General features: G+C 40.8%; 23 protein-coding genes. 15 read left to right on the forward strand and 8 right to left on the reverse strand.

Going from position 1 to position 25,211, the window contains the following annotated elements:
• The first annotated feature begins 47 nt into the window (after positions 1 to 47).
• Both CLV99_RS02695 and CLV99_RS02700 read left to right on the forward strand, forming a co-directional pair.
• Positions 48 to 1,145 carry a TlpA disulfide reductase family protein gene (locus tag CLV99_RS02695; RefSeq protein WP_133582946.1) on the forward strand — a complete coding sequence of 366 codons (1,098 nt, stop codon included), beginning with the start codon at positions 48 to 50 and terminating at the stop codon, positions 1,143 to 1,145.
• Positions 1,135 to 2,289 carry a TlpA family protein disulfide reductase gene (locus tag CLV99_RS02700; protein WP_133582947.1) on the forward strand — a complete coding sequence of 385 codons (1,155 nt, stop codon included), beginning with the start codon at positions 1,135 to 1,137 and terminating at the stop codon, positions 2,287 to 2,289. The genes CLV99_RS02695 and CLV99_RS02700 overlap by 11 nt, the downstream gene beginning before the upstream one ends.
• Positions 2,290 to 2,443: 154 nt before the next feature.
• On the opposite strand, the gene CLV99_RS02705 is transcribed toward CLV99_RS02700, so the two are convergent.
• Entirely contained in the window at positions 2,444 to 2,869 is a 426-nt protein-coding gene (locus CLV99_RS02705; protein WP_133582948.1) for a nuclear transport factor 2 family protein, read from the reverse strand.
• A gap of 396 nt (positions 2,870 to 3,265) precedes the next feature.
• On the reverse strand, positions 3,266 to 4,327 hold the full coding sequence (locus CLV99_RS02710) for a fatty acid desaturase family protein (RefSeq protein ID WP_133582949.1): 1,062 nt from the start codon (positions 4,325 to 4,327) through the stop codon (positions 3,266 to 3,268).
• 222 nt (positions 4,328 to 4,549) lie between these two features.
• Here CLV99_RS02710 and CLV99_RS02715 point away from each other — a divergent pair, with 222 nt between their 5' ends.
• From CLV99_RS02715 to CLV99_RS02730, 4 genes are read left to right on the forward strand one after another with little or no spacing between them, the layout of a single operon-like run.
• A complete protein-coding gene (locus CLV99_RS02715; RefSeq protein WP_133582950.1) occupies positions 4,550 to 5,251 on the forward strand; it encodes an ABC transporter ATP-binding protein in 702 nt (233 codons plus the stop codon).
• Complete coding sequence (locus CLV99_RS02720) at positions 5,232 to 6,191, forward strand: HlyD family secretion protein (protein WP_133582951.1); 960 nt, start codon at positions 5,232 to 5,234, stop codon at positions 6,189 to 6,191. The genes CLV99_RS02715 and CLV99_RS02720 overlap by 20 nt, the downstream gene beginning before the upstream one ends.
• The gene (locus CLV99_RS02725; RefSeq protein WP_133582952.1) at positions 6,191 to 7,324 is read left to right on the forward strand and encodes an ABC transporter permease; all 1,134 of its coding nucleotides are present in this window, start codon (positions 6,191 to 6,193) and stop codon (positions 7,322 to 7,324) included. The genes CLV99_RS02720 and CLV99_RS02725 overlap by 1 nt, the downstream gene beginning before the upstream one ends.
• Position 7,325: 1 nt before the next feature.
• Complete coding sequence (locus CLV99_RS02730) at positions 7,326 to 8,597, forward strand: TolC family protein (protein WP_133582953.1); 1,272 nt, start codon at positions 7,326 to 7,328, stop codon at positions 8,595 to 8,597.
• Positions 8,598 to 8,608: 11 nt separating this feature from the next.
• Here the strand turns inward: CLV99_RS02730 and CLV99_RS02735 are convergent, their stop codons facing one another.
• Together CLV99_RS02735 and CLV99_RS02740 are read right to left on the reverse strand one after the other, a co-directional pair.
• Positions 8,609 to 9,469, reverse strand: coding sequence for a hypothetical protein (locus CLV99_RS02735; RefSeq protein WP_133582954.1), 861 nt, complete (start codon positions 9,467 to 9,469; stop codon positions 8,609 to 8,611).
• Positions 9,470 to 9,628: 159 nt separating this feature from the next.
• Positions 9,629 to 9,856 (reverse strand): DUF6965 family protein, encoded by a 228-nt coding sequence (locus CLV99_RS02740; protein WP_133582955.1) that lies wholly within the window; start codon positions 9,854 to 9,856, stop codon positions 9,629 to 9,631.
• Positions 9,857 to 10,187: 331 nt separating this feature from the next.
• On the opposite strand from CLV99_RS02740, the gene CLV99_RS02745 reads away from it, so the two are divergent.
• Together CLV99_RS02745 and CLV99_RS02750 are read left to right on the forward strand one after the other, a co-directional pair.
• A complete protein-coding gene (locus CLV99_RS02745) occupies positions 10,188 to 12,089 on the forward strand; it encodes a TonB-dependent receptor plug domain-containing protein (RefSeq protein WP_211348391.1) in 1,902 nt (633 codons plus the stop codon).
• Positions 12,086 to 12,919 carry a DUF4249 domain-containing protein gene (locus CLV99_RS02750; RefSeq protein ID WP_133582957.1) on the forward strand — a complete coding sequence of 278 codons (834 nt, stop codon included), beginning with the start codon at positions 12,086 to 12,088 and terminating at the stop codon, positions 12,917 to 12,919. Before CLV99_RS02745 ends, CLV99_RS02750 begins: the two co-directional genes overlap by 4 nt.
• Before the next feature lie 57 nt (positions 12,920 to 12,976).
• Here the strand turns inward: CLV99_RS02750 and CLV99_RS02755 are convergent, their stop codons facing one another.
• Positions 12,977 to 14,251, reverse strand: coding sequence for a hypothetical protein (locus CLV99_RS02755; protein ID WP_133582958.1), 1,275 nt, complete (start codon positions 14,249 to 14,251; stop codon positions 12,977 to 12,979).
• A 170-nt stretch (positions 14,252 to 14,421) separates the two neighbouring features.
• Between CLV99_RS02755 and CLV99_RS02760 the strand changes: the two genes are divergently transcribed.
• Together CLV99_RS02760 and catA are read left to right on the forward strand one after the other, a co-directional pair.
• Complete coding sequence (locus CLV99_RS02760; protein ID WP_133582959.1) at positions 14,422 to 14,811, forward strand: cytidine deaminase family protein; 390 nt, start codon at positions 14,422 to 14,424, stop codon at positions 14,809 to 14,811.
• 16 nt (positions 14,812 to 14,827) lie between these two features.
• Complete coding sequence (gene catA, locus CLV99_RS02765; RefSeq protein WP_133582960.1) at positions 14,828 to 15,472, forward strand: type A chloramphenicol O-acetyltransferase; 645 nt, start codon at positions 14,828 to 14,830, stop codon at positions 15,470 to 15,472.
• 500 nt (positions 15,473 to 15,972) lie between these two features.
• Here catA and CLV99_RS02770 read toward each other — a convergent pair whose 3' ends face one another.
• Complete coding sequence (locus tag CLV99_RS02770) at positions 15,973 to 16,767, reverse strand: helix-turn-helix domain-containing protein (protein ID WP_133582961.1); 795 nt, start codon at positions 16,765 to 16,767, stop codon at positions 15,973 to 15,975.
• 106 nt (positions 16,768 to 16,873) lie between these two features.
• On the opposite strand from CLV99_RS02770, the gene CLV99_RS02775 reads away from it, so the two are divergent.
• Positions 16,874 to 18,067, forward strand: a complete 1,194-nt coding sequence (locus tag CLV99_RS02775) for a CynX/NimT family MFS transporter (RefSeq protein WP_133582962.1) — start codon at positions 16,874 to 16,876, stop codon at positions 18,065 to 18,067.
• Here CLV99_RS02775 and CLV99_RS02780 read toward each other — a convergent pair.
• Together CLV99_RS02780 and CLV99_RS02785 are read right to left on the reverse strand one after the other, a co-directional pair.
• Positions 18,064 to 18,633, reverse strand: a complete 570-nt coding sequence (locus tag CLV99_RS02780; RefSeq protein ID WP_133582963.1) for a DUF1572 family protein — start codon at positions 18,631 to 18,633, stop codon at positions 18,064 to 18,066. The genes CLV99_RS02775 and CLV99_RS02780 overlap by 4 nt on opposite strands.
• An 83-nt stretch (positions 18,634 to 18,716) precedes the next feature.
• Positions 18,717 to 20,174 carry an aminotransferase-like domain-containing protein gene (locus tag CLV99_RS02785; RefSeq protein WP_133582964.1) on the reverse strand — a complete coding sequence of 486 codons (1,458 nt, stop codon included), beginning with the start codon at positions 20,172 to 20,174 and terminating at the stop codon, positions 18,717 to 18,719.
• 153 nt (positions 20,175 to 20,327) lie between these two features.
• On the opposite strand from CLV99_RS02785, the gene CLV99_RS02790 reads away from it, so the two are divergent.
• The 4 genes from CLV99_RS02790 to nagA all read left to right on the forward strand — a co-directional run bounded on the left by CLV99_RS02790 (position 20,328) and on the right by nagA (position 25,156).
• Positions 20,328 to 21,218 carry a DMT family transporter gene (locus CLV99_RS02790; RefSeq protein WP_133582965.1) on the forward strand — a complete coding sequence of 297 codons (891 nt, stop codon included), beginning with the start codon at positions 20,328 to 20,330 and terminating at the stop codon, positions 21,216 to 21,218.
• Between the two features lie 22 nt (positions 21,219 to 21,240).
• Entirely contained in the window at positions 21,241 to 22,116 is an 876-nt protein-coding gene (locus CLV99_RS02795) for an ATP-grasp domain-containing protein (RefSeq protein ID WP_133582966.1), read from the forward strand.
• 321 nt (positions 22,117 to 22,437) lie between these two features.
• The gene (locus CLV99_RS02800) at positions 22,438 to 23,670 is read left to right on the forward strand and encodes a TCR/Tet family MFS transporter (protein WP_133582967.1); all 1,233 of its coding nucleotides are present in this window, start codon (positions 22,438 to 22,440) and stop codon (positions 23,668 to 23,670) included.
• Between the two features lie 286 nt (positions 23,671 to 23,956).
• Positions 23,957 to 25,156 (forward strand): N-acetylglucosamine-6-phosphate deacetylase, encoded by a 1,200-nt coding sequence (gene nagA / locus CLV99_RS02805; protein ID WP_133582968.1) that lies wholly within the window; start codon positions 23,957 to 23,959, stop codon positions 25,154 to 25,156.
• The last annotated feature ends 55 nt before the right edge of the window (positions 25,157 to 25,211 follow it).

A 25,211-nucleotide genomic window follows, 5' to 3' on the forward strand; every position in this document is an offset into this window, starting at 1 on the left:
GATAGTTGTATTCTCTATGGCTTTTACTTTAACACCATCATATATACATGCAACGAAGATTAATTTATAGCCTGCTGGGCGCTGTTATACTCTCCATAGGTGGAGTTTATGCTCAAAACAATTTTAAGATTAGAGGAGAGGTCAATAGTAGTAAGCCATTGACGTGGGCCTATTTGTATAAATTCGAAGAGGGACGTCAGTTGTTAGATTCAGTTCCTGTAAAAGATAATCAGTTTGAATTTGTGGGACGGGTGGATAAGGCGTATTCGGCGAGCATCGGAGTCAAAGGTATACGTCGTAGTGTATCGTTTTACTTGGAACCTGCGACTTTTTATACTCGTATAGAGGAAGACTGGGCAAAGCCAAGTCCAGTGATCGGAGGAGTTCAGAATGCTATTGCCAAAGGATACGAAGCGGAAAATAAGCGTGTACAAGATACAATGGCAGTACTGGGACGTAAGTATGAGGATGCTGATGCAGAGGGAAAGGTAAAGTTGAGCCTTCTGATGGAAGAGTGGAGCGAACAGTTGGATTCAACTCGTTTTCGGTATATTGAAAATTATCCGAACTCATTGGCTATTATCGAAATCAATAGGCCTTACTTTGCCGTTTTGAACTACCTGAAGTTGCAGCGGATGAAGTCCTTGTTTGACACGAGCTTGAGCTATTCCAGTGCTTATCAGGAATTGGATAAGTATTATGAGCAGAAAAAGTCAGAGTATCTGGTCGGGCAACCGGCTCCAGCGGTACGGACAAAGACGGTGGATGGAAAGAGCTTTGATCTCGCTGCTTTGAAAGGAAAAGTGGTGCTGATTGATTTTTGGGCCTCCTGGTGTGCTCCCTGCCGCGTAGCAAACAGAAAACTCGTACCTACTTATGAAAAGTATAAGACCTATGGCTTTGAGATCGTATCGGTATCGATGGACGACAAAGAGAACCTATGGAAAGAGGCTATAAAGAAAGACGGAATTCCCTGGATACAGGTTTCTGAGCTTAAAGGAATCAAGGGCAGTACTATTGCGGAAGCTTATTCGGTAAGGCAGTTGCCTACACTATTTCTGATCGATGAAAAAGGAAAGGTAATCCATCAGAATATGGACCATGAAGATTTGCTTAATTATTTAAAATCACGATATGAACAGTAAAAAGATTGTTTTGAAGAGCCTGGCACTGATCTGTGGGCTTTCATTTGCCCATGCACAGGAGAAGGCCGTTACGATAAGTGGGCGCTTCGTTGGGCTAGGTAACCAAGAGGTAAAATTGATTGATCCAGTGAAAGGTGTGGTAGCGACGGTAGCTGCTGCTCAAGATAGCTTTAGCTTTCATATCCCATTAAATGTTAGCGATCAACGCTTCTATACGATTCATGTACCAGCTTTGGGGGATTTGGGACCATCGATGAAACGTCCTACTATCTTTTTTATTGCGGGCGTAGATGGAACACGTGTTAATGCAACTATAAAAGATGGTAGTCTGACTGACGAGAAGATAATTGGTTCTAAGGCGATGGATGACTTTAACGCAATTCTCAAAAATCTATCAACTACCAAAATGATAGAAGCTTCATCTAAAACCTATAATAAAGCATTCAACGATTATAATACGGTTGCACAAACGGAAGAAAACCTAAAGGTTCTCAAAAGAGAAGGAGAGAAGTTGGACTCTATTTACAAATTGCAACGCGAGGAGATTATGCAAAAAATCGCCTCGGATAACAACTCTCTGACTTTAGCGACATTTGCATCACAATATGCCGCGCCTCAATCTAGCAAGGAGGGCTTGACTGAGTTTCTTTCAAAATTTGGAAGTCAGGTGAAAAAAGAAAGTTATTATCTACAGCGGTTTCAGTCTCACTTGGACAACTACAACCGGACGGAAATCGGACAGTTAGCTCCGAACTTCGAGTTGGCACAGTTGGATGGGAAAAAGGTAGCTTTAAATTCTTTTAAAGGAAAGTATGTGCTGTTGGATTTCTGGGCTTCTTGGTGTGGTCCATGTAGAAAGGAAATGCCACATGTAAAGGCGGCTTACAATCAGTTTAAGGATAAGAATTTTGAGGTATTCGCTGTATCTATTGATTCGAGCGAGCCCGCTTGGGAAAAAGCTTTGAAGGAAGATAATATGCCTTTTGTTCACGTTTTGGATAGCAAAGACGATGAGGGAGGTGCGAAGTTGCTGTATATGGTACAGGCTATTCCTACAAATTTTCTGATCGATCCAAACGGAAAGATAATTGCGAAGAACCTGCGCGGCGAGGAACTGGCTAAGTTTTTGGCAGCGACATTGTAGTTGTTGCTTTTTACAAAATTGTAATACGATAAATCGCAAAAGCCTTCCCTATGGGAGGCTTTTTTCTTTTTTGCAGAAAGTGAATATTAAGACAGTAAAAAGCCCCGATTATCGGGGCCTAAACAAAAAATCTACAGTAAAAATCAGTAACCCCTTATGGATATGTAGTCACTACTTTGCTGATCTTCCATCCATCTACGGATTGGACCAAAGTGATATAATCTACGCGGGTGAATGTTTTGAATTTCATTGTGGCTTTACCTACAGCAGAGGTGCCTGCCTGATCTAGTATTTCGTATGTTGTCTCACAGTCATATTTAAGCCCTTTGTTCGCTTTTAAGAATGTCAGGTACTCTGATTTGTTGGATATCTGGTTGTTTGCAGCATTGGAATATTGAAAATCAGTAGTGTATAGGTATTTATTGTATTGGATATTACCAGTGGATATCGTTTGAAGATAAGTCAATGCTATAGCCTTGCTATCCATTTTCTTAAGTGGGTTGGCTGTTTCTTTGGCCGAAGCATTGAATCCAAATACTAATGTCAATACTGTTGCGATGGTTGCGATAATCTTGTTCATGGCTGTTTTATTTTTAATTGTTGTCTTAATTGTTGATTCAAAGGTAGGAGAGTGGCTGTAATCGGGGAATGGTATTTCGACCAAACAATTTTATTTTTCGGTGAAACTTAAAAATTCTTCGGTAAAAAATTGAATATTGCGCTGTAACTTCTGCTGATCGAGATACGTGAGTTTGACGAGGGAGATTCTTTGGTGAGAAGCTAGGGAGGTAAAGGAGTTGCCCGAACTTTATGAGCAAGATGATGTATTTAATACTACATGATCAGAAAGCTTTTCCTAGGGTCTGGAGTGAGAAAATATAGCATGAGGGGCACAGATTAGGAATGAACAGTTTTCTCATTGCAGGGCTAAATGCAGTTTGTAGGGATTTAGCCCTGGCCTAAGGAGTACTTAATATTATCTGGACATCGCGTGGATGACTTGTACGTGGGACCGAAATGCTGCCCAAAAAGATTTAAACTCGTTGTATTTGATGTCGTACTCTTGGCAAGTCTGTCTTACGATACGATTTAGAGCAGGGTAGTGCACATGGCTTATCTTAGGGAACAGGTGATGTTCCACTTGATAATTAAGCCCCCCTAGGATCCAGGTAAGAACTATGCTTTTTGTGGAAAAATTGGCCGTAGACTGTATTTGGTGAATCATCCATTCCTCTTCGACTTTAGACTCGTCGATAGTTTTGAATTCTGTTTCTTCGACGACATGAGCGAGTTGGAATACGACGGCAAGACTCATACCACAGACTGTGCCAGCAATCAATAAGCCTATCAGTGTTTGTGCCCAGCCCACAGTATAGATCGGTATAATCACAAAGAGACTACTATGAAGGATCTTGCTGGTCCAAAAAATGAGTTTCTCTCGAATTGGAAAATGAAACTTTTCCGGTCTCATTCCCATCCGTTGTCTAAAATATTTTTCGTAATCCTGATAAAATATCCAAGCGAGGTAGGATATCCCATAGAGTAGCGGGAAGTAGAAGCGTTGGTAACGATGGTGTTTTTTTAGTTTCTGATCATGGTGTATACGCATGAATTTAACTTCAATATCGTGATCTTCGCCATCAATATTGGTGTAGGTATGATGTGCGATATTGTGTTTTAGCTTCCAGAAGTAGATGTTTCCACCTAATAGATTTAAAGAATAGGATAAAAATGTGTTTAGATTTTTATTCTCTGAAAATGAATTATGTCCAGCATCGTGCATAATATTGAATCCTATTGCTGCCCAATTGATACCAAACAAGATACATAATGTGATGCTTATCAGCCAATGTGGCTGAACAAAAACCAATATGCTATATAATAGGACGAAAGTTAACAGCAGAATACCTGCTTTGATAAAAATCTTTCGGTTGCCGGTCTTTTTCTGCGATGTTTCTTTAAAGTATTGATTGGTCTTTTCTTTTAGGGCACGGGAAAACAAGGCGTTTACATTGTTAAACTTGATTGTAGGCGTCATTGAAACTATAGTGGGGGTAAAAGTTGATTGCTTAAGACCAGACAAAATTATCTGGATGGTGTAAAAGTACATTTTTATGTTCATAAATCTAGGAGACAGTCGGTTAAAACACTGTTAAATATCTGGGCTTGACATTATCATGATAGTAGGATGGATGGCTCCTTCTCATTAAAATGCTTTTCTTTATCCCGATTTTTTTATCGAAATTGACTGCAGAATGATATGCAACAGGAAATAGTCAGATTAGAACAAGTCAATAAAGTCTATAAAACAGGAGATAGCAGCATTACTGCACTGAATACCACGGATGTCAGTTTTGAGACAAATAAGCTAACGTTGATTATGGGACCTTCGGGAAGTGGAAAAACAACACTACTTTCTATATTAGGTTGCATCATCTATCCTACAGCGGGTAAGGTGTACTATAAGGGAAGAGAAGTCACAAAACTGAAAGAACGGGAGTTAGCAGCACTGCGCCTGCACGAAATTGGTTTTGTATTTCAGCAATTTAATCTCATAGAGCCCCTTAATGCATTAGAAAATGTGATGCATCCGCTCGTTTTACAGGGGATATCCAAATCAGAAGCCCGAAAAAAAGCTGCGTTAGCTTTAGAAAAAGTGGGATTGTCAGACAGATTTATGAGCCTGCCTAAGAAACTGAGTGGTGGACAGAAACAACGTGTGGCGATCGCCCGTGCCCTGGTGACTGACCCGTCAATGATCCTTTGCGACGAACCTACAGCTTCATTGGATGCACATAGTGCCGAAGTGATTATGACTGAACTGAAAGAATTGGCAGAAGGAGGAAAAGCTGTAATCATAGTGACACATGATTTGCGTTTGCGTAAATTTGCGGACAAGACGATATATGTGGAAGAAGGTATAGTATCTATGAATCTTAAAAATGAACAATATTATAAGTAAAATATCGCTATTGAAAGTGGTGCTGTCTACTATGGTGGTTTGTGCCTGTTCACCGGGGGCTAAAAAATCGGAAGCAGATAAGAAGACTTCTATGGAAGTGCTGGAAGAGGTTAAAGATATACAAGCTGTTGGAAAGATCGTGCCCTCTGTCGCCGACGTAGTGATATCGAGTATGGTGGCAGGTCGTATTAATAAAATTCTTGTCAGTGAAGGTGATTCCGTGCGTATAGGTCAAGCGTTACTTGAGATGGAAAGAGGAGAAGCGGATCTAGATGTACAGCAGGCAAAGTTGCAGTTGGACCGTCTAGGTGCCGATCTAAAAGTGGCTCAGGAAGAAGTACGAAAAGCCGAATTAGTAGTGGACGAGCGTAGACAAAAGTACGAAACCTCCAGACGCCTGCTCGAACGGAATGCAGAGACTAAGGAAACGGTGGCTTTGGATTACTCGAGTTTGCAACAGCAAGAGTCAACATTAAAGGGGCTTAAGAAAAAATTAGAAAGTCAAAAGCTCGCTATGGCTGAACAAGGTATTGTCGTCCAGAAGGCTGCTAAACAACAAAAGGAGCTGCTTGTTAGTGCACTCGGGTCTGGGATTGTCAGTGACTTAAATATGTCCGTAGGGCAGCAGGTCAGCTCAAATGAAGAGTTGGGGCGTATTGTAAAGGTAGATAATCCTATTGTGGAAGCGGAAGTAGATGAACTTTTTGCCAATGAGGTGAAGATCGGACAGGAAGTGCTTATTTATCCTATGCCAAATAAACAGGAAGGAAATAGAGGAGTAATAATCTATGTAAATCCGATATTGTCCAACAAATCAATTTTTTATGAGACAGCGAATGAAGCTCAGGATCGCCGTGTACGAAGGATTAAGATTCAAATTAAGGACCGTACAGATTTGGTAATCAATACCAAGGTAGACTGCGTGATAAAAATCAGATAATGTTAAAGGTCGCTTTCAAGTTTATAAAATACGATAGAGCCAAGAGTATAGGTATCATTACAGCGGTGGTCATCAGTATTTTTCTTATTGGACAACAGTTGAGCTTATTGTTCTTCTTGATGGGACTGATGGGAAATCTAGTGGGCAATGCACCAGTAGGTGATCATGAGCTATGGATTATTGAAGGACAAAGCAAGAACATCAACACGGTAAATCGCTTAGACCAACGGTTGGTACAGCAAATCGGTAGTCTTAAGGGAATTGACGCAGCCTATCCTGTAGTACTTGCACCTGCACAGGCCACATTTTTGGATGGTAAAACGGCCTCCATAACGTTAGTCGGAGCAGCAGCACCTCATTTTGTAATGGGGCCTAACAAAGAGAAGATAGCAGAAGGAGCAATTGGTTCGTTAATCAATCCCAATACCGTGTCCGCTGAAATCTATAGTGAAAAGAGTTGGAATACGCAGTTGTCGCTCGATAAGCCTATTGAAATAAATGGCAAAGCTGCGCGGATAAGCTTACTTACCAAGGGGGCACAAGCCTTTGGTGCTAGTCTTATGTATACTACATTGGAAAATGCACGATCCCTAGCTAATTTGTCTCCTTCCGATATCAATTTGATTATTGTTAAATTAGATCCGAAAGTAGATAAAAGTGCTGTATTGGCAGATGTGGAGCAGCTTTTTCCACAACTACGCGCTTGGGACGCAAAGAAGCTACAGCAATCTACCGTGCGCGAAATTCTGATAACCTCTAATATGGGAATGAGTTTTGGTACACTCGTGCTCTTTGCGATGGTCAGTGGTTTTTTCATTATTGGTCTTACCTTATATTCCTCCGCGTTGGATCGTATTAAGGATTATGGTACATTGAAGGCTATCGGGGCGAGCAATGGCTATGTGAATAGACTTATTGTAGTACAGGCCTTTTTATATGCACTGATAGGTTATGCACTGGCTATGTTACTTCTGCTCGGATTTAAGTTTGGTGTACGTAACTCTGGGCTTATTATTGATCTTTCGTTAGGATTTTCTTTGTTTTTGTTAGGGATTACATTACTTATTTCTGTAGGAGGATCCTTATTTGCTGTTCGTAAAGTTAATAAACTGGAACCGGCCTCTGTGTTTTAATATGAGAATACTTGTTTACATATTATTCCTTTTGATTCCAAGCCTTTGTCAGGCTCAGTCTCTCAGTATTGAAGGCCTCTGGCAGCAGACGGAAAGTGGGATAGCCTATCGGCAACGGACATTGCAGATCGAAGTCCGAAAGCAAGAGTTAAAGGAGTTTCAAACGAACCGGATTCCAGTTTTTTATATCGACGCTAATTTACAGCGTAACTTGATCGTACCGACAACTCCTGTACCGGCCATCGCTTTCGATCCCAACGCTACCGACGGTGCAATAATCCCCCTCAAATTTGCGACAAAATGGTCTTCCAAGGCAGGTTTACAGGTCGAGTGGGATCTCTTTGATCCGAGACGGCGATTGGACGAACAACAGAAATCATTGGAAGTGAAGCGTGCTGAGTTGGATTTGCATCAGCAACAGGTGGATTGGCAGCGCGATGCGACCTTAGCGTACGCAGCGGTAGTTTTAGCGACGGAACAGTATGCACTGGCACAGCTGGATTCGATGGCTTATGAGGAGATTTTGCGTGTTATTCAGGTGCGTTATGAAGAAGGTAGGGAAAAATCAATTAACTATTTGACGGCTCAACAGGAGTTTGAACGAAAACGTATACAACTTCATGAGGCCTGGTCTGTATTGTTGGACGCAGATTTGGAGTTACGTCGATTTGCTGATTTGAAAGCAACAAAAGTATTGATTTCCAATATCGAAGATATTGTCGCTTTTGTTAGGAAGTATGATCCAGAGAATGTCGGCTTACTTGCTTTGGAACTGGACAGGAAGTCGTACGAGTTGCAACATAAGGCTCTGCGGAGTGGGTTGCTTCCTTCGTTGAAAGCAAACGCGTACCTAGGCGAGCAATATTTTAGTAATGAGTTTCGATTGGATCGTGGGAAGGAGTGGTATGGCAGTAGTTATGTAAATCTTGCTCTACGCCTACCGCTATCATCGTTTTTCACTGTTCGGCCTACTTTTGAAAAGCTTCGCATTCAGTCTGAAATCACGTCGCTAAAACTGAGGGAGGAAACTGACAGTGATCGGATCAGTTCGGAGCAGCAACAGGTCAAAGTTGCCGTTGCCCAATCCAAATTGGAACGGTTTAAAACAGTAATGCATTTAGCAGAACAAGTTAAACAGGAACAAGAACAGGCCTATAGAGAAGGACGATTGCTGCTGGTAGATCTTAACCTGTCTATCAATCAACTGAATCAAGCAAAACGGGATGTTTGGCAGGCGGGATATGATTTGATACGGACGCTTATGGAGCAATAGCGATAGATTTTTTAATCTGGTTTGCAAATCAGTATAAGAATATCCCTGTCGATAGAATCGATTTGGTAAACTGCATTTGCTTTAACAAACCTTTTGTCAAAACGTATGATATCACCGCTTATAGTAAATCTACCTTTGCTGTAGCTGCTGTCTGACGGAATTTTATAAGCCTCCCGGTAGGTCCTTTCATATTCCTTCCGGTGGCGCCAGGGATTAAGGTATTTGCGTGTCTTTTTGCCTTCATAAGTTCCTTCTTTCTGTAGGGAGATATCCAAGCTAGTCAACAGATCATAAGATTCAGTACTCCAACTGCTGTCGGGGATACTCGTACTTTTGTATCGATAGACTTGGCCCCAACCATATTTGTCTTGAAACCCTGATGTATTGGAAATTATATTTTGTATTCTATAGTTTTTATTGATACCGTACAATGTGTCTAGGTTCTTGTTTGCCGAAAATGTCCAATCTTCATAGAGGTAACGTTCAATTGGGATTTGTTCACCGACACGTTTGATATAAAGTGTATCTATATTGTCCAATGCCCCTTTTTGTCTCCCGCCACCGTGGCGTTGGAAAAAATCATTCTGATAGCTTTGATATCCCTCTTTTTCAATGTCAAGTGTAAAAAACACTGGTGGAGCTTCCATCGAGAGCATTTCAGTCAGTAAAAAACGGTTTGTTCGCTGTTCTTCGAGATAGAAATAGCCCTGCGCATCGGTTTCGGCTTCAGCAACCTTACAGCCTGCTACGGGGGTATTGTCATAGTTGTAGATATAACCTGTAATAGCGGGACGGCTGAGTCTGGAAATACAGGAGTTGAAAAGGCTAATGCTAATTACAAGACAGAATAAAAAACGAACTTTATGGGACACAATCATCGGCGTTTGCATTTAGATTGGATGTGACAAATATAATGCCGTTTGATTGATAGACAAAGAGAAGGAAGTTAAGGCTAGATTTATTTAAGACGCTATAAAAAACAAAAGAGGCTTATTTTTAACTATAATAAGTCTCTTTTGTGAAGTAAAAGATTAGTTTTGCGTTGCACTTGTGTCTTCTACTTTTGTGGCTTCGTAAAACTTAATCAGTCGCAAGTGGCCTGGGCATTTGGTGATGTCTTTTTTCTTCCATAGCTCGCATTCTAAGAATTGAATTTCTAAAAATTTGGGTACGTCTATCACCAGTTGATCAACACTGATCTGTACACGCTCAGGATACGTTCTATTTAATAATGCTTCTTTTAGTTCATCTATACTCATACCCAAAGATATTGTTTCATTTTTGAAAAGGAAAAGGTATCCGTGTATTAGTCCTGACGATTAAGTGAAATCACTTTTTTTGAGCAAATTAAAGTTAATGGAGAAGGAGAAATAATTGTTATCTTAGCGCCACTGTAGGTATCTGCTAAAAGTATCTATCAGGCAGTCTATCAGTAATATTAGCCATAGCGTGAGTTTAAAATACAAAGCTTTAATCATTTTTGTTTTCTTATCGATATGTGTCAAGCTGCTTTGTGCGCAAGATAGCAGAGATACGTTACGATATATTGATTCTGTAACAGTTAAGAAGAGTGTTCATAAGATTAATGGAGTGAATGTTTTAACGTTGAGCAGAGAACAGATTGAAGCGTCTCCTAAGATGTTGGGAATAGCTGATCCACTTAAAGCAATTCAGTTTCTTCCTGGCTTTGGAAATGGTGGCGATGCTAATTCTGGACTTATATATCGAGGTCTGTCCTCTGGGAATAACGGTTATTTCTATAATGGCGTACAGGTGCATAATCCAGCGCATTTCTTTGGCTTATTCCCTCTTTTCAATACGAACGTAATTAAAGAAGTCAATATATATAACGGTGTTGTCCCGGGGCGATTTTTCGGAAGGCTATCTGGTTATATTGATATAGAAAGCGATTGGGGGATTGGAGATACGACCTTGTTTAGAGGGGAGCTCTCGCTTTTTCATGGCGGCGCAGGCGTGCGGCTTGAAAGAGATTCAAGCAAGTTATTGGAGGTTTTTTGGCGCAGTACTTTCATGAATAAAACCTTATGGCCCCTGGTAGGAACAGTAATGGAGGATCAAAAAGGACTGAACTATGACCTATCTGATTTGAATGTGAATGTAGCGCATGTCTATGGGAAAAATAAATTCAAAGCTTTTTTGTACACCGGTAAAGATAAAGCCAGGTTTGACCTTTTTGAAGGTAATGTAAATAATGGGATGCATTGGGGGAATACGGTATTAGGATTAACCCATGAATTGGACTTGCGCGAAGGACTTCTAGTGGAAAGCAGCATCGGGTACTCTAGATATCATGCAGATGTGGCGCTCGATTTCCTGGGGGATGATTTTACTTTAGCAAACCGACAGCGCGCCTTAAGTCTAAATACTACACTTAGCTACCGGATTAATCAAAGTCGTGTAGAAACTGGATTTGTCTATGCTACCGATATACTGGAATCTGCTTTGCGGATGACTCAGGAAGAGTATGAAAGCGGAGGTAATCGGTATAACGATAGGCAGGGATTACTCAAGTACTTTTTTTCCGTTAATAACCCCTTGTCCGAAAGAATTTCGGTCAACTTATCCACTGCTTTATCTTACATTGGGGGTGATTTGGATAAGTTCCATTTTAATCCCGCATTTGCGTTGACTTATCGTCTTAATACCTATAGCTCTTGGTTTGGAGGTGCTTCTATAGCACAACAAGCAACGCATCATTTGCCTATTACGAGTATAAGCATTCCGGTTGATTATGTTATTCATAGTGGCAAGGATAATTCTAGTTCTAGCATGAGAGAACTTTCGACAGGGTACCGATATGCCAAAGGCGCTGTTGAATTTAGTGTCGATGGATATTATAGGTGGTTGTCTGGAGCCAAGGAATTTGATGGGCATATCATTGATCTCAATGATCGTAAGGATATAAACGGTGGTATTGTGGATGGAAGAGGAGTGACTTATGGTATAGATTTCTTTACTAAAGTATTATTCTTGAGGAATTATTTGTCTGTAAATTATTCCTTTTCCAGGAGCTTTAGGCAGTTTGACGCATTGAATAATGGTTTTTGGTTTCGGTATACCTTTGATCGGCCACATAATCTGAGTATTGTTAATGCCTATAAGCTCTCACCAAGGCTCTCTCTTTCTGCTAGTTATGCATTGAGTAGCGGAAGTAATTACACCCCTGTGTTGGGTATGTATTATTTTAACGAAACCCTAATAGGAGAGTATGGAACTAAAAATAATGCCCGTATGGATACCTATCACCGCCTTGATTTAGGGCTGGAGTATGGTTTGAAGCAAACTGCGAAAAGTAAACAAACCCTAGGCTTTTCCGTTATCAATGTTTACAATAGGAGTAATCCTATATTCAAGCACTTCAGTTATGAACGTGGTTACCTGGAGAATGACGGAGCTTTTAAAATGTCACAAAAAGATGGAGCAAGTATTCCGATATTGCCTGCTGTTACCTATACATTAGATTTTTTATGAGAAAGGTGTTTTTATTAATTTTAGGTACAGTTGCCCTTAGTTCTTGTATAAAGGAAGTAGAAGAGGAGGTCTTTGCTCCAAAGTTTGTTGTAGAAGGGGTGATCGAAGAGTCTGGATATCCAGTTGTAAAGCTAACGCATAATATACCGAAAGGATATATCATTAATAAAGAACAATTGGAGAATCTTATTGTGCGATGGGCAACAGTCAAAGTGTATAGTGATGCCGAAGAAGAGATATTGACTTTGGTACGTGATGATGAGGTGTTTCCTTATTTTTTCTATAAAGGGAGAACGCTAAAAGGTGTGGCGGGGAGAAAGTATAAATTAGAAGTGAAGTATGGAGATGTGGTGCTTCATTCTGAAACAGAGATTCCCGTTTATAAACCAGAGATAGATAGCGTCGGGTACCGCTTATTGTCCGAGGATAAAGTACAGGCCGTGGTGTTTGTAAAGAATATCGAAAAGACGGCACATTATCGGTTGTATACCAAATTGGATACACAGCGTAATTTTTACACCACAAGTCCTAGAGGGTTTAAAGCTGTCGATAGATCTGAGTCCAGTTACTCCGTTGCATTGATGCGTAATCTCTCCTTGCTGGATACTACAGCGTATAAATCGAGGTACTACAGTATAGGAAATAAGGTCGATGTGAAAGTTTCTAATGTGTCGGAAATGAGCTACTCCTTATGGACAAACTACACTCAACAGGGGCTTCAGTTCTCCTTTTTAAATTATTCATCAAATTTCCGTGGTAACATTGAGGGCGATGGAATCGGTATATGGTATGGCGCCAATTCGGCGGTAGTAAGACGAGTGCTACGATAGGATAGAGACAAAAAAAGTGCCCTCTAGGTTATAGAGGGCACTTTGCTTTTAATATTGTTATTCAGACGATTTCTTGAACTTTTTTATTAGATCATTGAAATCATCGATTAGGCTTTGGAATCCTGTGTTGCCAAAAGTATCAAAGCTTACTTTAGAGCCATTACCAAATACCAATAAAGCGTCAGTATAATACTCATGGAAATCTCCGAAAACATTTTCTCCTGCTTGGAATAACAAAGAAGCAATTTTTTCTTGTTTTTTCGTATTGACAACAATAATCTTGCTATTCTCGTTTAATGCTTTAGCAAGAGCTGCATTGTACTCTTTTTCGTCGTTTTCAATATGTTTAACACTACTGTTTACTTTTGCAAAGTCAATCTGTCCTGCCATTGTAATGTCTCTTACAACGATATTAGTGTTGGCTATTAATAAAAGATCTGCTAGGTCGGCCTCGTCATTTGTCAATTTATCAAACGAAATATTGTCAAATGTAGAATTTCCTGACGCCGCAATCAAAGCTTGTCCATTTTTAGCGAAAGTAAACTTAACTGTGGCAGCTTTGTTGTCGTTGTTGACTTCAGTTTGCGCACTGTAAGCGCCGATCGTCATCTTTGCCAGTGCTGATTTTGGGAGATTGTCACCATGGTAGTCGAATGTAGAATTAAGTTCAAGTGCTTTTTTACCTCCTATACTCAATGTACCTAGAACCGAGGCTGGAAGTTCGTAGATTCGCTCCACGTCTGTGTTTTGGGGCTCCCAATTTCCATTATTTTCTATATAGTCATATTCGATATCTTTTTGTGTGAAGGTCTTTCCAGCGTTTTTATAGGTAAAAGCAAGGACAGCATCATTGCTCTTTCCGCCTTTGGTAGAAGGGAAATGGAACTCTATCTTATCGTTTGATGCTGTTTTGTCCCAAGTGCCTGTCGTGCCATTGTATTTATAGATACCAAAAGCATTACTTAGTTTATAAGTTTCCACTTTAGAACCTAGACCAACAGCCTCAGACAAAGCTCCGCTAATCGCTGCAATCTTTTTTGTTGAGGTACCTAGTTTAGTTACAGCGGCTAATGTAGTAGACAATTCCAATTCAGGAAGATCGAGTTCGCTCAGACTTTCTAGTGCATCAAATGCTGTTTCATTCTGGAGACCATCAACTTGCTTGACCAAGTTTCTTCCCTCAGATTCAACAAATGCTTTGTTGGCTTCAACGCTTTCTTTGTTGTAAGGTAGTTCGTAGATATCATCCGGTTCTACTTCCGGATAGGATGATTTTTTACAGGCTGTAAATGTTAACGCACCTGCGGTAAGGATTAATAAAGTTTTTCTCATAATATGAAACTAGTTTGAATTTGCAAATGTACAAAAAAAAGTGTATAATAATATAACTCGTTTTTTCTAAAGGAAATGGATTACGAATAGCACGTAATAAGTAATTATAGGAACATAAATAGTAAATAAGTTGTGGTAGTTTTGTGTTCTTATTTTGATATAAAATAGACATGGATATAAAGGGAATAGCTGCACAGTTAGCGCGTCCAGTAGCGCTTAATGATTATATCGAGTATGGTAGCGTAGGGGCAGCTTTGGAAACAATAGTTGGAAATATTTATACTGGTATCAGTATCGATACCGCCTGTTCTCTTGGACACTGTGCCGAGCATGGAGCTATTGCCGAGATGTTAAAACATGGAGAATACCAGGTTAAAAGCATAGTAGCTGTTGATCGTTTAGGTAATGCGGTTCCTCCGTGTGGACGTTGTCGCGAGTTAATCGGACAATTGTCTTCCAAAAATAGAAACACGATTATCGAAGTGACTAATGGAGTCTTTAAGACGCTGGAGGAATTAACTCCTTTTGATTGGAAGGCCAGTGACGGAAGAGTTTGGTAGTATTATTATAAAGAAAATGAATTACAAGAAAGTCGATATCGAAGATTGGAAGAGAAAAGAACATTTTATCGTTTATCGCGGTGCTGTGAAATGTGGTTTTAGTCTGACTGTCAAGATAGAAATAACACAAGTGCTCTCCTTTATTAAGGAGAAAGGATGTAAATTTTATCCAACGATGATCTATTTGTTGTCTAAAGCTGTAAATAAACATCAAGAGTTTAGAATGGCCATGAAGGACAAGGAGTTGATTATTTGGGATGAAGTGCATCCTATCTATACCGTACTGCATACAGAGTCAGAAGCATTTTCCGCATTGAGCACACCTTATACTGTTGATTTTAATAGATTCCTAGACGATTACGCGGAAACTGCTGAAAAGTATAAAGGGGATTTAAGGTTTTCTCCAGAGGCACCTCCAGAAAATCATTTTAATGTCTCGGCATTACCTTGGATAGATTTTGATGGGTTCAATCTTAACATCGCGGACTTTACCGACTATTTTGCGCCAAGTTTTACTATGGGAAAGTATAAAAAAGTAGGAGATGAAATATTACTTCCATTGGCTATACAGGTGCATCATGCGGTATGTGATGGACTGCATGTCGCAAAATTCATTCAGTCTTTGCAAGGCTACTGTGATGATATCCCTAATCTATCTTAGTAGACTGTAATCCGTACTCTTTCCTATTAAAGTGTATTCCTGCATAAAGGGAATACACTTTTTGTTTATAGACCATTTATTTTGAGTGGACCGGGTTATTGAAGCTTATTGTAGGCCAGCGTGGTACGGGGAGGCTAAGAACGCGGATGAAAAAGAATAAGTAAATAATAGTTAAAAAAAATCATAAAAAGCAAAAACAATATCAACGTATGGTTGTTATGTTATTGTAGTTAGTATATCTACTGGTATTAACTATGAAAAACAATAAAACTGAGATTTAATTTAATTTTTTAGAGTGAGGTTGGGATGCACAGAACATATTGCGGTAGTATGTACAGTGTGTCTCCGGCTAAGGAATACACTACCAGAATAGGTACACTATTCTAAAACTCAACTTGGGGAGGTATAGAAGTCGCTTTCGTTACGATAGCGGCTTCTGCCATTTTATATGCTTTGTCCCTTGTAAAGCATTTTTCCAGCTAATATTTATTGTATAGACCTTAACTAATGCTTTTTTTACTTTTAGGCTTGCACTGCATGATAGTTTGATAAGAAGCCGTAAATGCAGATAAGCTTTTGTAGCCCACCATCAAAGCGATCTGACTGAGTGTATATTGTTGGGTATCTATTAATTCTATACTTTTTAATATCCGGATTAGTTGCGTGTACTTCTGAACCGTTATCCCAGTTTCCTGCTTAAATATACGTTGTAAGCTACGGACAGACATTGCTGCAAGCTCTGCAAGAATAGAGACATCAAAGTTGTATTTATAGTTTGTATTGATGTAATCACAGACCGGAGTCAGTCTTTGGTCTATAGGAATGGGGATTTGCAAAAACTCGTTTTCTTCACAAAAGTAGGGAAGACTATAGCACATCGCATTTAGAAAGGAGGTATGCTCTTCATCTTCTTGTAGTCGTTGATTCCATTTTGCCGCATAACGAAGCATTTCCTTTAATACTGCTGGCGCTTTAAAAACATGTATCTCTCCATAGAATGGATTTTCAGGTACTGTTTTGAATAATATAAGCATAAGATTTACCGTTTTGGCATTTGATGTCGTACGATGTTCTCTAGCTGATGGGATCCATATGACGTGATTTTGGGGGACGAGATAGATTTGAGTGCCGATATGGAAATATTGATATCCCTCTTCCACATAAGTGAGTTGGTAGCGTATGTGGGTATGCTCGTATTTATCATGTTCCCAATTGTTTTCGTACCAAATATAAGCATCGGCCGGTATGGCATCCACCCCTAAGTTCTTCCAATTCGCTATAATTTCGTTATCCATGTTGGCGTTTTGTATGTACTTTTTGGCAAAGTTAATAAAAATGCCATGACTAACTTTGCTTTTGTAATCCGAACAATATCGTCGGATGTCTAAAGTTAGTATAGAAATGAAAAATAAAGTAAGTCTGCTATTACTTAGTATAGCCGTGATTATATTCGTAGGAGGAGGTTTGCGTGCCCCAATAACCGCTGTTAGCCCCGTGTTAAGTGAGATAATAGAGGTTTTGCAACTCAGTAATCTGCAAGGGAGTTTGTTGACGTCAATTCCCCTAATTGTATTTGCCACCTGTTCCGTACTCGTCAGTAAGCTGGCCGTTCGAGTCAATATACATTACAGTTTGATCTATTCCCTCATTTTCTTAATTATTGGCCTCTACTTGCGCGTTTACGGTAATGTGCCTATGCTTTTTATCGGATCATTTTTTATCGGATTAGGAATCTGTATCGGCAATGTTACTACACCCGCGTACATCAAGAATCTTTTCCCTCAAAAAATAGGGATAATGACTGGAGTATTTTCTGTAGCGATGAATCTGACTGCCGCAACCGCCTCTGGCCTAAGTATCGCGATCGGAACGTGGAGCGGAATGGGGTGGAGAGGCTCTTTGGGAATATGGATATTTTGGGCCCTACTAGCGTTGCTAGCTGTTGGGGTGGAAACTTTCTTTGGAAAAAAAGAAACATCGACAAATAATAGCACTAAGAAGACGCAACAAACATCATTTAATGTCTTTCGCTCTAAACAAGCCTGGTATATCAGTATTTTCATGGGAATACAGTCTCTTGTTTACTATTGCCTGGTCGCCTTATTGCCTATTGTTTTGATTGACTATGGTATGGCTAAAGAGGAGACTGGCGTTGTTCTTTTGATTATCCAATTGGCTATGCTGCCTGTTTTATTTATCAGTCCAGTGATTGCGACCAGATTGAAGGACCAACAATGGATGATTTATGGAGTAGGGATATTGATGTTTATTGGCATCGCTATGTTAGTGCTGCTGAAAACTCAATTTATTTATTTAGCCTCTGTTATAATAGGTGTCTCCAGTGGTTTAGCATTCAGTCTTTCCATACTGTTCTTTTCCCTCAAGAGTAAGACCATGGATGGTACCCTTAAGATTTCTGGCAAAGCCCAGTCGGTAGGCTATCTTATTGCGGCTTTTGGGCCACCTATCTTTGGTATGATACACGATTGGGATAGCTCTTGGCAAAGCTCTTTTTACTTCTTGTTACTGATGATTGTCATTATGGTTGTATTTGGAAGGAAAGCCGCCAAGCCTCGTTTTATTGAAGAACACTAGGTGTTCTTATCCAAATAACCTTGAGAAAAGTGAGTTTCAGAGTTTGGGTTGTCGAATTTATCGCGATTGTATTCTTGGGATTTGTTCTTAGCGATAGTCAGTGACTGCCAGTCCTGATTACGGATTAGTTTCCCAATGAATACAATCTGCCCGATATGATAGGGATAATGGCTTAATTGACGATATATCGCTTCAGCTATGGTATGCTCTTGATTCCTAATTTTGACAGATTGCTCAATATTTGTTGTATCGATACCTTTCAAGGTCTGAAATAATACCTCCCAGGCCTTGTTCCATTCCGTGATCAGTGCTATCTTTTCGTATGTCCCGTCTGCGAATTCTTCGTCCCGATTGCGCCAGGATTTCTCCCCATCTTCTGTGAAAAAATCAGTAAAACGGGATAGAAGATTACCTGTTAGGTGTCGCATAAGCATGGCTACAGAATTGCTTTCGGTACTTATTTTGAGATTGAGCTCTTCTTCTGAGAGGCATGAGATTGCTTTTTCAGCAATCATACGATAGTATTCAAATTGTTTCGTTATTCCCTGTAATTCTTTTATAGTCATAGCGTTATTTTTTATTTGAAGTTTTGTGTTCTTTAGCAATGTAATTCCTATTGATAGATGAGCTTCCGATTAGTGCCGTATTATTAAGAGCAGGCCCGGCCTGCCGTTCGCAAACTTGGAGGTTGTTGTTGCAAGCTTTTGGCTAGGCTTCCAATTTGTTTAAGGTCTAATCGGAGTTGTTCTGACCAGGGCAAGCTGATACAGAGGCGTAAGCAGTTGTGGAATTGATCTTGTAGCGTGAAAATCCGGCCTGGCGATATACTTATCCCTTTCTTTAATGCATAATGGTATAGAGTCTGTGTATCAATCTCGTGTGGAAGCTCAAGCCACAACGTTAGTCCGCCCTGTGGGCGACTCACTTTTGTGCCTACAGGAAAGAAATCTGCAATAGCCAAAGCATAATGCTGGTAGTTCTCCTGAAGAGTTTTGCTGAGTCGGCGGAGATGATTGTCATATCGACCTGTCATTAAAAAGTTGGCGATAGCTTCATTGACGACAGTTACAGAGGACAATGAATGTACTAGTTTCAGCCGCAGTAATTTCTCCTTATACTTGCCGGGAGCGACCCAGCCTACACGATATCCCGGGGCGAGGGTTTTAGAGACCGAGCTGCACCATAGTACATTTCCTTCCTTGTCAAATGATTTGCAGCATCTAGGGCGTTCCGGACCAAAGTGAATATCGCCATAAGTGTCGTCCTCGATTAGTGGAATTTCATGTTTAGTAAGCAGCTCTACAATTTCTTTTTTGCTGGAGTCAGGCATGCAATAGCCTAGTGGCGTATTAAAATTGGGTACCAAAAGACATACCTTTATTTGAGGGAGTAGCTTTTTCAAAGCTTCTATTTCTATGCCATATACCGGATGCGTCGCGACTTCCACGACATGCAAGCCGAGGCTGACAGCCAGTTGTAGGATGCCTGGATAGCAGGGGCTCTCGAGTGCAATGGTATCACCAGGTTTGGTCAATGCCATTAGGCACAGCGACAAAGCATTCATACAGCCGTTGGTCGTAATGAGGTCTTCTTCCTTAAGATTTCCCTCCCAGGTCAATGAGCGTGCGGCTACCATTCTCCGTAACTTGATGTTTCCCTGTAGTGGTTCGTATTCGGAGCCACCTTCGCTTAGTCCACGTGTGGCTTGGATTATTTCCTTTTTTAGTTTCGCCAGTGGCAGGAGATTACCCGATGCTACCCCGATTGAAAGGAGGGTGAGGTCGTTACGGCCCATTGTCGAATAGACCTCATTCATCAATTCATCCGGTTCTCGATTCTGGGCGAATGGAATTGGGCTACTGGTCTCTGGTAGAGGTAACTTAAAAAAGGCCAGGTCACTTACAAAATATCCCGACTGTGGTTTGGGCTGTATCAGTGATTGTCCTTCCAGTTCTAGGAATACCCGTTTAGCCGTATTGATACTTATCCCATGCTGACTGCTCAGTTTTCGTACCGAAGGTAACTTTTCTCCGGCTTTGAGCACCCCCAGTTTTATCTTGTTGGCGATATTATTAGTGATTTCGCTGTATAGAAAGTCTTTTTTCATATACTGAGTTTTAGCGTGCTATGTTGGACGGTTCAATCCTCGTTAGCTACTCGTAATTAGTATTGTAAAGATAACTGTGTCTATTGAAATATCCAAAACTGTGACTGTGTTTATTTGTGTTTCTTGTCGATTTTTGTGTCAAAACAAATGAGTATGGCTGAATTATATATAGACAAAGTAAACAGTAGTACAGCACAGGCCTGGATAAATGGCTTAGTAGGAGTCGTGTTATTTAGTGGTTCGTTGCCGGCGACGCGGTGCGCTGTATTAGAATTTGATCCTGTATTTGTAACCCTTGCGCGGGCTACTATTGCAGGTGTATTGGCTCTTACAGCCTTGTTGATATTCAAGGAGAAGCGGCCAAGCAAAAAGCAGTTTGTGTCCCTGATTATTGTGGCGTTGGGAGTAGTTGTTGGCTTTCCTTTATTGAGTGCCTTGGCGTTGCAGCATATCACTTCTGCACATTCCATTGTGTTTCTAGGGGTGTTACCGGTATCTACTGCTGTATTTGCGATTGTCCGGGGAGGTGAACGGCCTAAACCTATATTTTGGCTGTTTTCGGCAATCGGTAGTCTGCTTGTTGTGGGCTATGCAATAGCGCAAGGAGGTACTGCATCACCTATAGGAGACTTGCTCATGCTGGGGGCCATTGTTCTTTGCGGGCTCGGCTATGCCGAGGGGGGGAAGCTGACAAAAGCCCTTGGTGGATGGCAGGTTATCTCTTGGGCGCTTGTTATTTCACTTCCTATTCTATTGCCTTTGTTCTTTATCTATATGCCCGCTTCCTTTGAAGGTGTCAGTATTGCCGCTTGGGGAAGTTTGACTTACGTTGCTTTATTCAGTATGTTTATAGGGTTTATTTTTTGGTATAACGGACTGGCGCAGGGAGGTATTGCAACGGTGGGGCAGTTGCAGTTGCTTCAGCCTTTTCTTGCGCTGGCATTGGCAGCCTGGTTGCTTCAGGAAACAGTCAGTATGGGCATGCTTGCTGTGACAGTAGGTGTTATTCTGTGTGTCATCGGAACGAAAAGATTTGCCAAATAAAAACTTCTATTCATCGTACATAATGAAAATAGCATTAGTAGGTTATCGAAAACAAGAAAAGTTTGCACAGGGCGTGCAGACAGATGAGGATGCAGATTTATTGCAGTTTCTTAAAGGTCGAGGTTTGGATGTGGTCACGACAATCTGGAATGACCATACCGTAGATTGGACTGACTTTAATATCATCATTATTAAGTCCCCATGGGATTATCATAATCATTTGTCTGATTTTTTAGCTTGGTTGGAGTCTTTAGAGATCAGCGGTGTCCGTGTGCTGAATCCCGTAGAGGTGATTCGTTGGAACAGTCATAAAAAGTATTTGCAGGAAATAGCCTCGAGAGAGCTTCCGGTTATTGCTTCAAAGTATCTACAGAAGGGGGAGTTTTTTAACGAGCAATTGTTCAATGATCTATATACTGATCGCTTGGTGTTGAAACCCTGTGTGAGCGCTGGCGCTCAAAATACGATAGTGATTGATAGCACGAATTACGAGAATTATCGCGACGATATTAATCTATTGTTGACTAACGAAGATTTCATTGCACAACCTTTTGTCGATGAGATTGAAGAAGGAGAGTGGTCTTTCCTGTTTTTCAATGGTGTCTATAGTCACTGTGTGTTGAAAACACCCAAGTCTGGAGACTTTAGGGTGCAGCATTATCATGGTGGTCGCATTAGCTATCCAGATCCTAATCCCATACATGTTGCTGAGGCAAAAAGATACATCGATGCCGTCGGGCAGCAAACTTTGTATGCCCGTGTTGACGGTGTGATTGTAAATGGGGGATTCCGGCTGATGGAGCTCGAGCTGATAGAGCCTTACTTGTTTTTCGACGGAAACGAGGCTCTTATGGAAAATTACTACCAAGCATTATTGGCTCTTATGATTCAGGAATAGCAATCCATATTTGAAATGTGTCTGTTTTCCTATAATACGTACCATCTTTTTCGTGCTTAGATCAGCTAACTTAGTGTTGTCTATAATTTAAGGTTGTTTTCTATTTTTTGAAAGCAATCTGTTTTGCAATTTCCTCGGTTCCGGTTGTTGATATGCATTTTGACAACCGGAGCTTTTCTTACGCTCTTTTTTGAAAATTTATCGTTTCGGTTCTTTTTTTATCAAGCGTTTTTCTTACATTAGCGACCTTTTTAATTTTGCGCCTAGAAATGTATCAGTAATGAAAAGTCCTGCTTACTTATCTTGGTTTTATTTTATTATATGAAAAAATCAACAAAAAAAGCAGCTATTGGCTTTATATTCATTACGTTATTGATTGATATTACCGGATGGGGAATTATTATACCTGTGGTACCCAAGTTAATCGAGGAGCTTATTCATAGTGATATCAGCGAAGCTGCCAAATATGGTGGTTGGTTGGGATTTGCTTATGCTTCTACGCAATTTATCTTCTCGCCAGTAGTCGGGAATCTCAGTGACAAGTATGGGAGAAGACCTATTATCTTGATTTCATTATTCGCGTTTGCTGTCGATTATATCTTTCTGGCCTTGGCACCTACGATCTCGTGGTTATTTGTAGGGCGTATTATCGCGGGGCTGACTGGAGCGAGTATCTCAACGGCCAGTGCTTATATTGCAGACATCTCGACTGACGAGGATAGGGCTAAGAACTTCGGAATGATTGGAGCAGCATTTGGCTTGGGTTTTATCATCGGCCCTGTCATAGGAGGTGTTTTGGGTGAGTATGGTGCCCGGATACCTTTTTATGCTGCAGCTGGCTTGTGTATGGTGAATTTTATTTATGGGTATTTTATATTGCCCGAGAGTCTTGATAAAGAAAAACGTCGGCCATTTAGCTGGAGACGCGCGAATCCAATTGGTTCCTTTAAGTTTTTGGGAAAGCATCCCGAAATATCAGGATTGATTGTCGCCTTAATCTTGGTTAATATCGGAGCTCATGCGGTACAGAGCAATTGGAGTTTCTTCACCATGTATAAATTTGACTGGACGGAACGGATGGTTGGTATATCGCTTGGTGTTCTGGGGTTAGTTGTGGGTTTAGTTCAAGGTGGTTTGATTCGTTGGACTACGCCTAAGTTTGGAGAGGAGAAGAACATTTATTATGGACTGACATTTTATGCAATAGGCTTATTGTTGTTTGCATTTGCGAATCAGGGTTGGATGATGTTTGTATTTCTTATCCCTTATTGTCTTGGTGGGATTTGTGGACCAGCACTGCAGTCTGTGATTTCTAAGAACGTACCATCTAATGAACAGGGAGAGTTACAAGGAGCTTTGACCAGTTTAATAAGTGCTACATCAATTATAGGTCCGCCCATGATGACCAATCTGTTTTATTACTTTACCCACGATGAAGCTCCATTTCAATTTTCGGGAGCGCCTTTCTTCTTAGGATTTGTGCTTATGGCAATAAGCGTAGTTATGGTTTATTTTGCATTTCAGCGTAATAAAGACAAAACGCTAGAAAACTAGTGATGAATAGAATTTATACTGGAAAAGGCTCGGTGACACCGAGCCTTTTTTATTGTGCTCCTTATTTTTACGACGTTATGTAGCATGATTGGTACAAGAAACAAAATAGAGAGGATAAAGAGGGGAAAACTGTGTTTTCGTTTCCTTTTCTCTAAAAGAATAACTTATAGTGACCAACTTTTTTGAAAAAATAACTGTTAAAATGCATGTCGGATTTTGTGGTTGAATATGTTTTTTATATCATTGTGTACGTAAACGTTTTTGATTAAAGCTAAATTTTGCCTGCATGAGTAAGCTGTTATTAGAAAATGGTATTCTGGTTTTTGCTGATTTGATTCTCGAAAAGGGATACCTCTATATTGAGGATAGAAAGATTGTTCATTTAGGACAGGGGACTCTGGATGTCGGTGAAGATGTACGCCGAATCGACTTGAATGGGAAGTATATTTCACCAGGCTTTATCGATATACATGTACATGGCGGTGGTGGTTCCGATTTTATGGACGGTACGGTAGAGGCATTTTTAAAAGTATCGGATACCCATGTTCGTTATGGCACAACGGCCATGTGCCCCACTACGCTTACTGCGGAGAAAGACCATATTTATACCGTGATGGATGTCTATAAGGAGGCTTTACCCAAAAACACCAAAGGTTCATCTTGGTTGGGGCTGCATTTAGAAGGACCATACCTGTCGATGGGGCAGCGTGGCGCGCAGGATCCTAAGTACATCCGCAATCCCGACGAAAAAGAGTACCGCGATATATTGGCCTATTCTGACCATATCGTGCGCTGGAGCGCAGCTCCAGAATTGCCGGGAGCATTACCTTTTGCTGGCTATCTCCAATCCAAAGGTGTGATTCCTGCATTGGCACATACCGACGCCTTGTTTGAAGAGATCTTAGAGGGATTCCAAGGAGGTTTTCGGCTAGCCACCCACTTTTATTCGGCTATGTCGACTATTGTCCGCAAAGACGCAAAGCGTTATGCCGGAGTCATTGAAGCAGGCTATTATCTCGATGATATGGATGTAGAAATTATTGCCGACGGTGTTCATGTGCCATCTTCGTTGATGAAACTCATTTATAAAATCAAGGGATCTAGACATATTGCCTTAGTGACCGATGCGATGCGTGCGGCGGCGATGCCGGAGGGACCTAGCGTATTGGGGAGACTTGCAGACGGCTTGCCGGTTATTGTCGAAGAGGGAGTAGCCAAGTTGCCCGACCGATCGGCCTTTGCCGGGAGTGTTGCAACAGCCAATCAATTGGTCAAAAATTACATGCAACTGGCCGACGTTCCACTTACAGAAGCTGTACGGATGATAACGGAGACTCCTGCTCGCATTCTAGGTGTCAGCGATGCCAAAGGTAGTCTACAGCGGCGCAAAGACGCTGACATTGTTGTTTTTGATGAAGACCTGGAGGTATATATGACCATCGTAGAGGGGCAGGTGAGGTATGAGCGCACTACGGCGTCAGTCTAATAAATTGAAGTGAAATAAATACCGGACTTTAGCTATTTCGGTAAAAAACAATAGA

Source organism: Sphingobacterium yanglingense (genome assembly GCF_004363245.1).
GTDB lineage: Bacteria > Bacteroidota > Bacteroidia > Sphingobacteriales > Sphingobacteriaceae > Sphingobacterium > Sphingobacterium yanglingense.

Coding starts and splice junctions, on each gene's coding strand:
- CLV99_RS02710 (WP_133582949.1), bottom strand. CDS start 4,327: ATGACGCCTACAATCAAGTTTAACAATGTAAACGCCTTGTTTTCCCGT.
- CLV99_RS02795 (WP_133582966.1), top strand. CDS start 21,241: ATGAAAATAGCATTAGTAGGTTATCGAAAACAAGAAAAGTTTGCACAG.
- CLV99_RS02785 (WP_133582964.1), bottom strand. CDS start 20,174: ATGAAAAAAGACTTTCTATACAGCGAAATCACTAATAATATCGCCAAC.
- CLV99_RS02715 (WP_133582950.1), top strand. CDS start 4,550: ATGCAACAGGAAATAGTCAGATTAGAACAAGTCAATAAAGTCTATAAA.
- CLV99_RS02700 (WP_133582947.1), top strand. CDS start 1,135: ATGAACAGTAAAAAGATTGTTTTGAAGAGCCTGGCACTGATCTGTGGG.
- CLV99_RS02695 (WP_133582946.1), top strand. CDS start 48: ATGCAACGAAGATTAATTTATAGCCTGCTGGGCGCTGTTATACTCTCC.
- CLV99_RS02770 (WP_133582961.1), bottom strand. CDS start 16,767: ATGGATAACGAAATTATAGCGAATTGGAAGAACTTAGGGGTGGATGCC.
- CLV99_RS02750 (WP_133582957.1), top strand. CDS start 12,086: ATGAGAAAGGTGTTTTTATTAATTTTAGGTACAGTTGCCCTTAGTTCT.
- CLV99_RS02740 (WP_133582955.1), bottom strand. CDS start 9,856: ATGAGTATAGATGAACTAAAAGAAGCATTATTAAATAGAACGTATCCT.
- CLV99_RS02720 (WP_133582951.1), top strand. CDS start 5,232: ATGAACAATATTATAAGTAAAATATCGCTATTGAAAGTGGTGCTGTCT.
- CLV99_RS02755 (WP_133582958.1), bottom strand. CDS start 14,251: ATGAGAAAAACTTTATTAATCCTTACCGCAGGTGCGTTAACATTTACA.
- CLV99_RS02705 (WP_133582948.1), bottom strand. CDS start 2,869: ATGAACAAGATTATCGCAACCATCGCAACAGTATTGACATTAGTATTT.
- CLV99_RS02800 (WP_133582967.1), top strand. CDS start 22,438: ATGAAAAAATCAACAAAAAAAGCAGCTATTGGCTTTATATTCATTACG.
- CLV99_RS02790 (WP_133582965.1), top strand. CDS start 20,328: ATGGCTGAATTATATATAGACAAAGTAAACAGTAGTACAGCACAGGCC.
- nagA (WP_133582968.1), top strand. CDS start 23,957: ATGAGTAAGCTGTTATTAGAAAATGGTATTCTGGTTTTTGCTGATTTG.
- CLV99_RS02780 (WP_133582963.1), bottom strand. CDS start 18,633: ATGACTATAAAAGAATTACAGGGAATAACGAAACAATTTGAATACTAT.
- CLV99_RS02760 (WP_133582959.1), top strand. CDS start 14,422: ATGGATATAAAGGGAATAGCTGCACAGTTAGCGCGTCCAGTAGCGCTT.
- CLV99_RS02775 (WP_133582962.1), top strand. CDS start 16,874: ATGAAAAATAAAGTAAGTCTGCTATTACTTAGTATAGCCGTGATTATA.
- CLV99_RS02730 (WP_133582953.1), top strand. CDS start 7,326: ATGAGAATACTTGTTTACATATTATTCCTTTTGATTCCAAGCCTTTGT.
- CLV99_RS02725 (WP_133582952.1), top strand. CDS start 6,191: ATGTTAAAGGTCGCTTTCAAGTTTATAAAATACGATAGAGCCAAGAGT.
- catA (WP_133582960.1), top strand. CDS start 14,828: ATGAATTACAAGAAAGTCGATATCGAAGATTGGAAGAGAAAAGAACAT.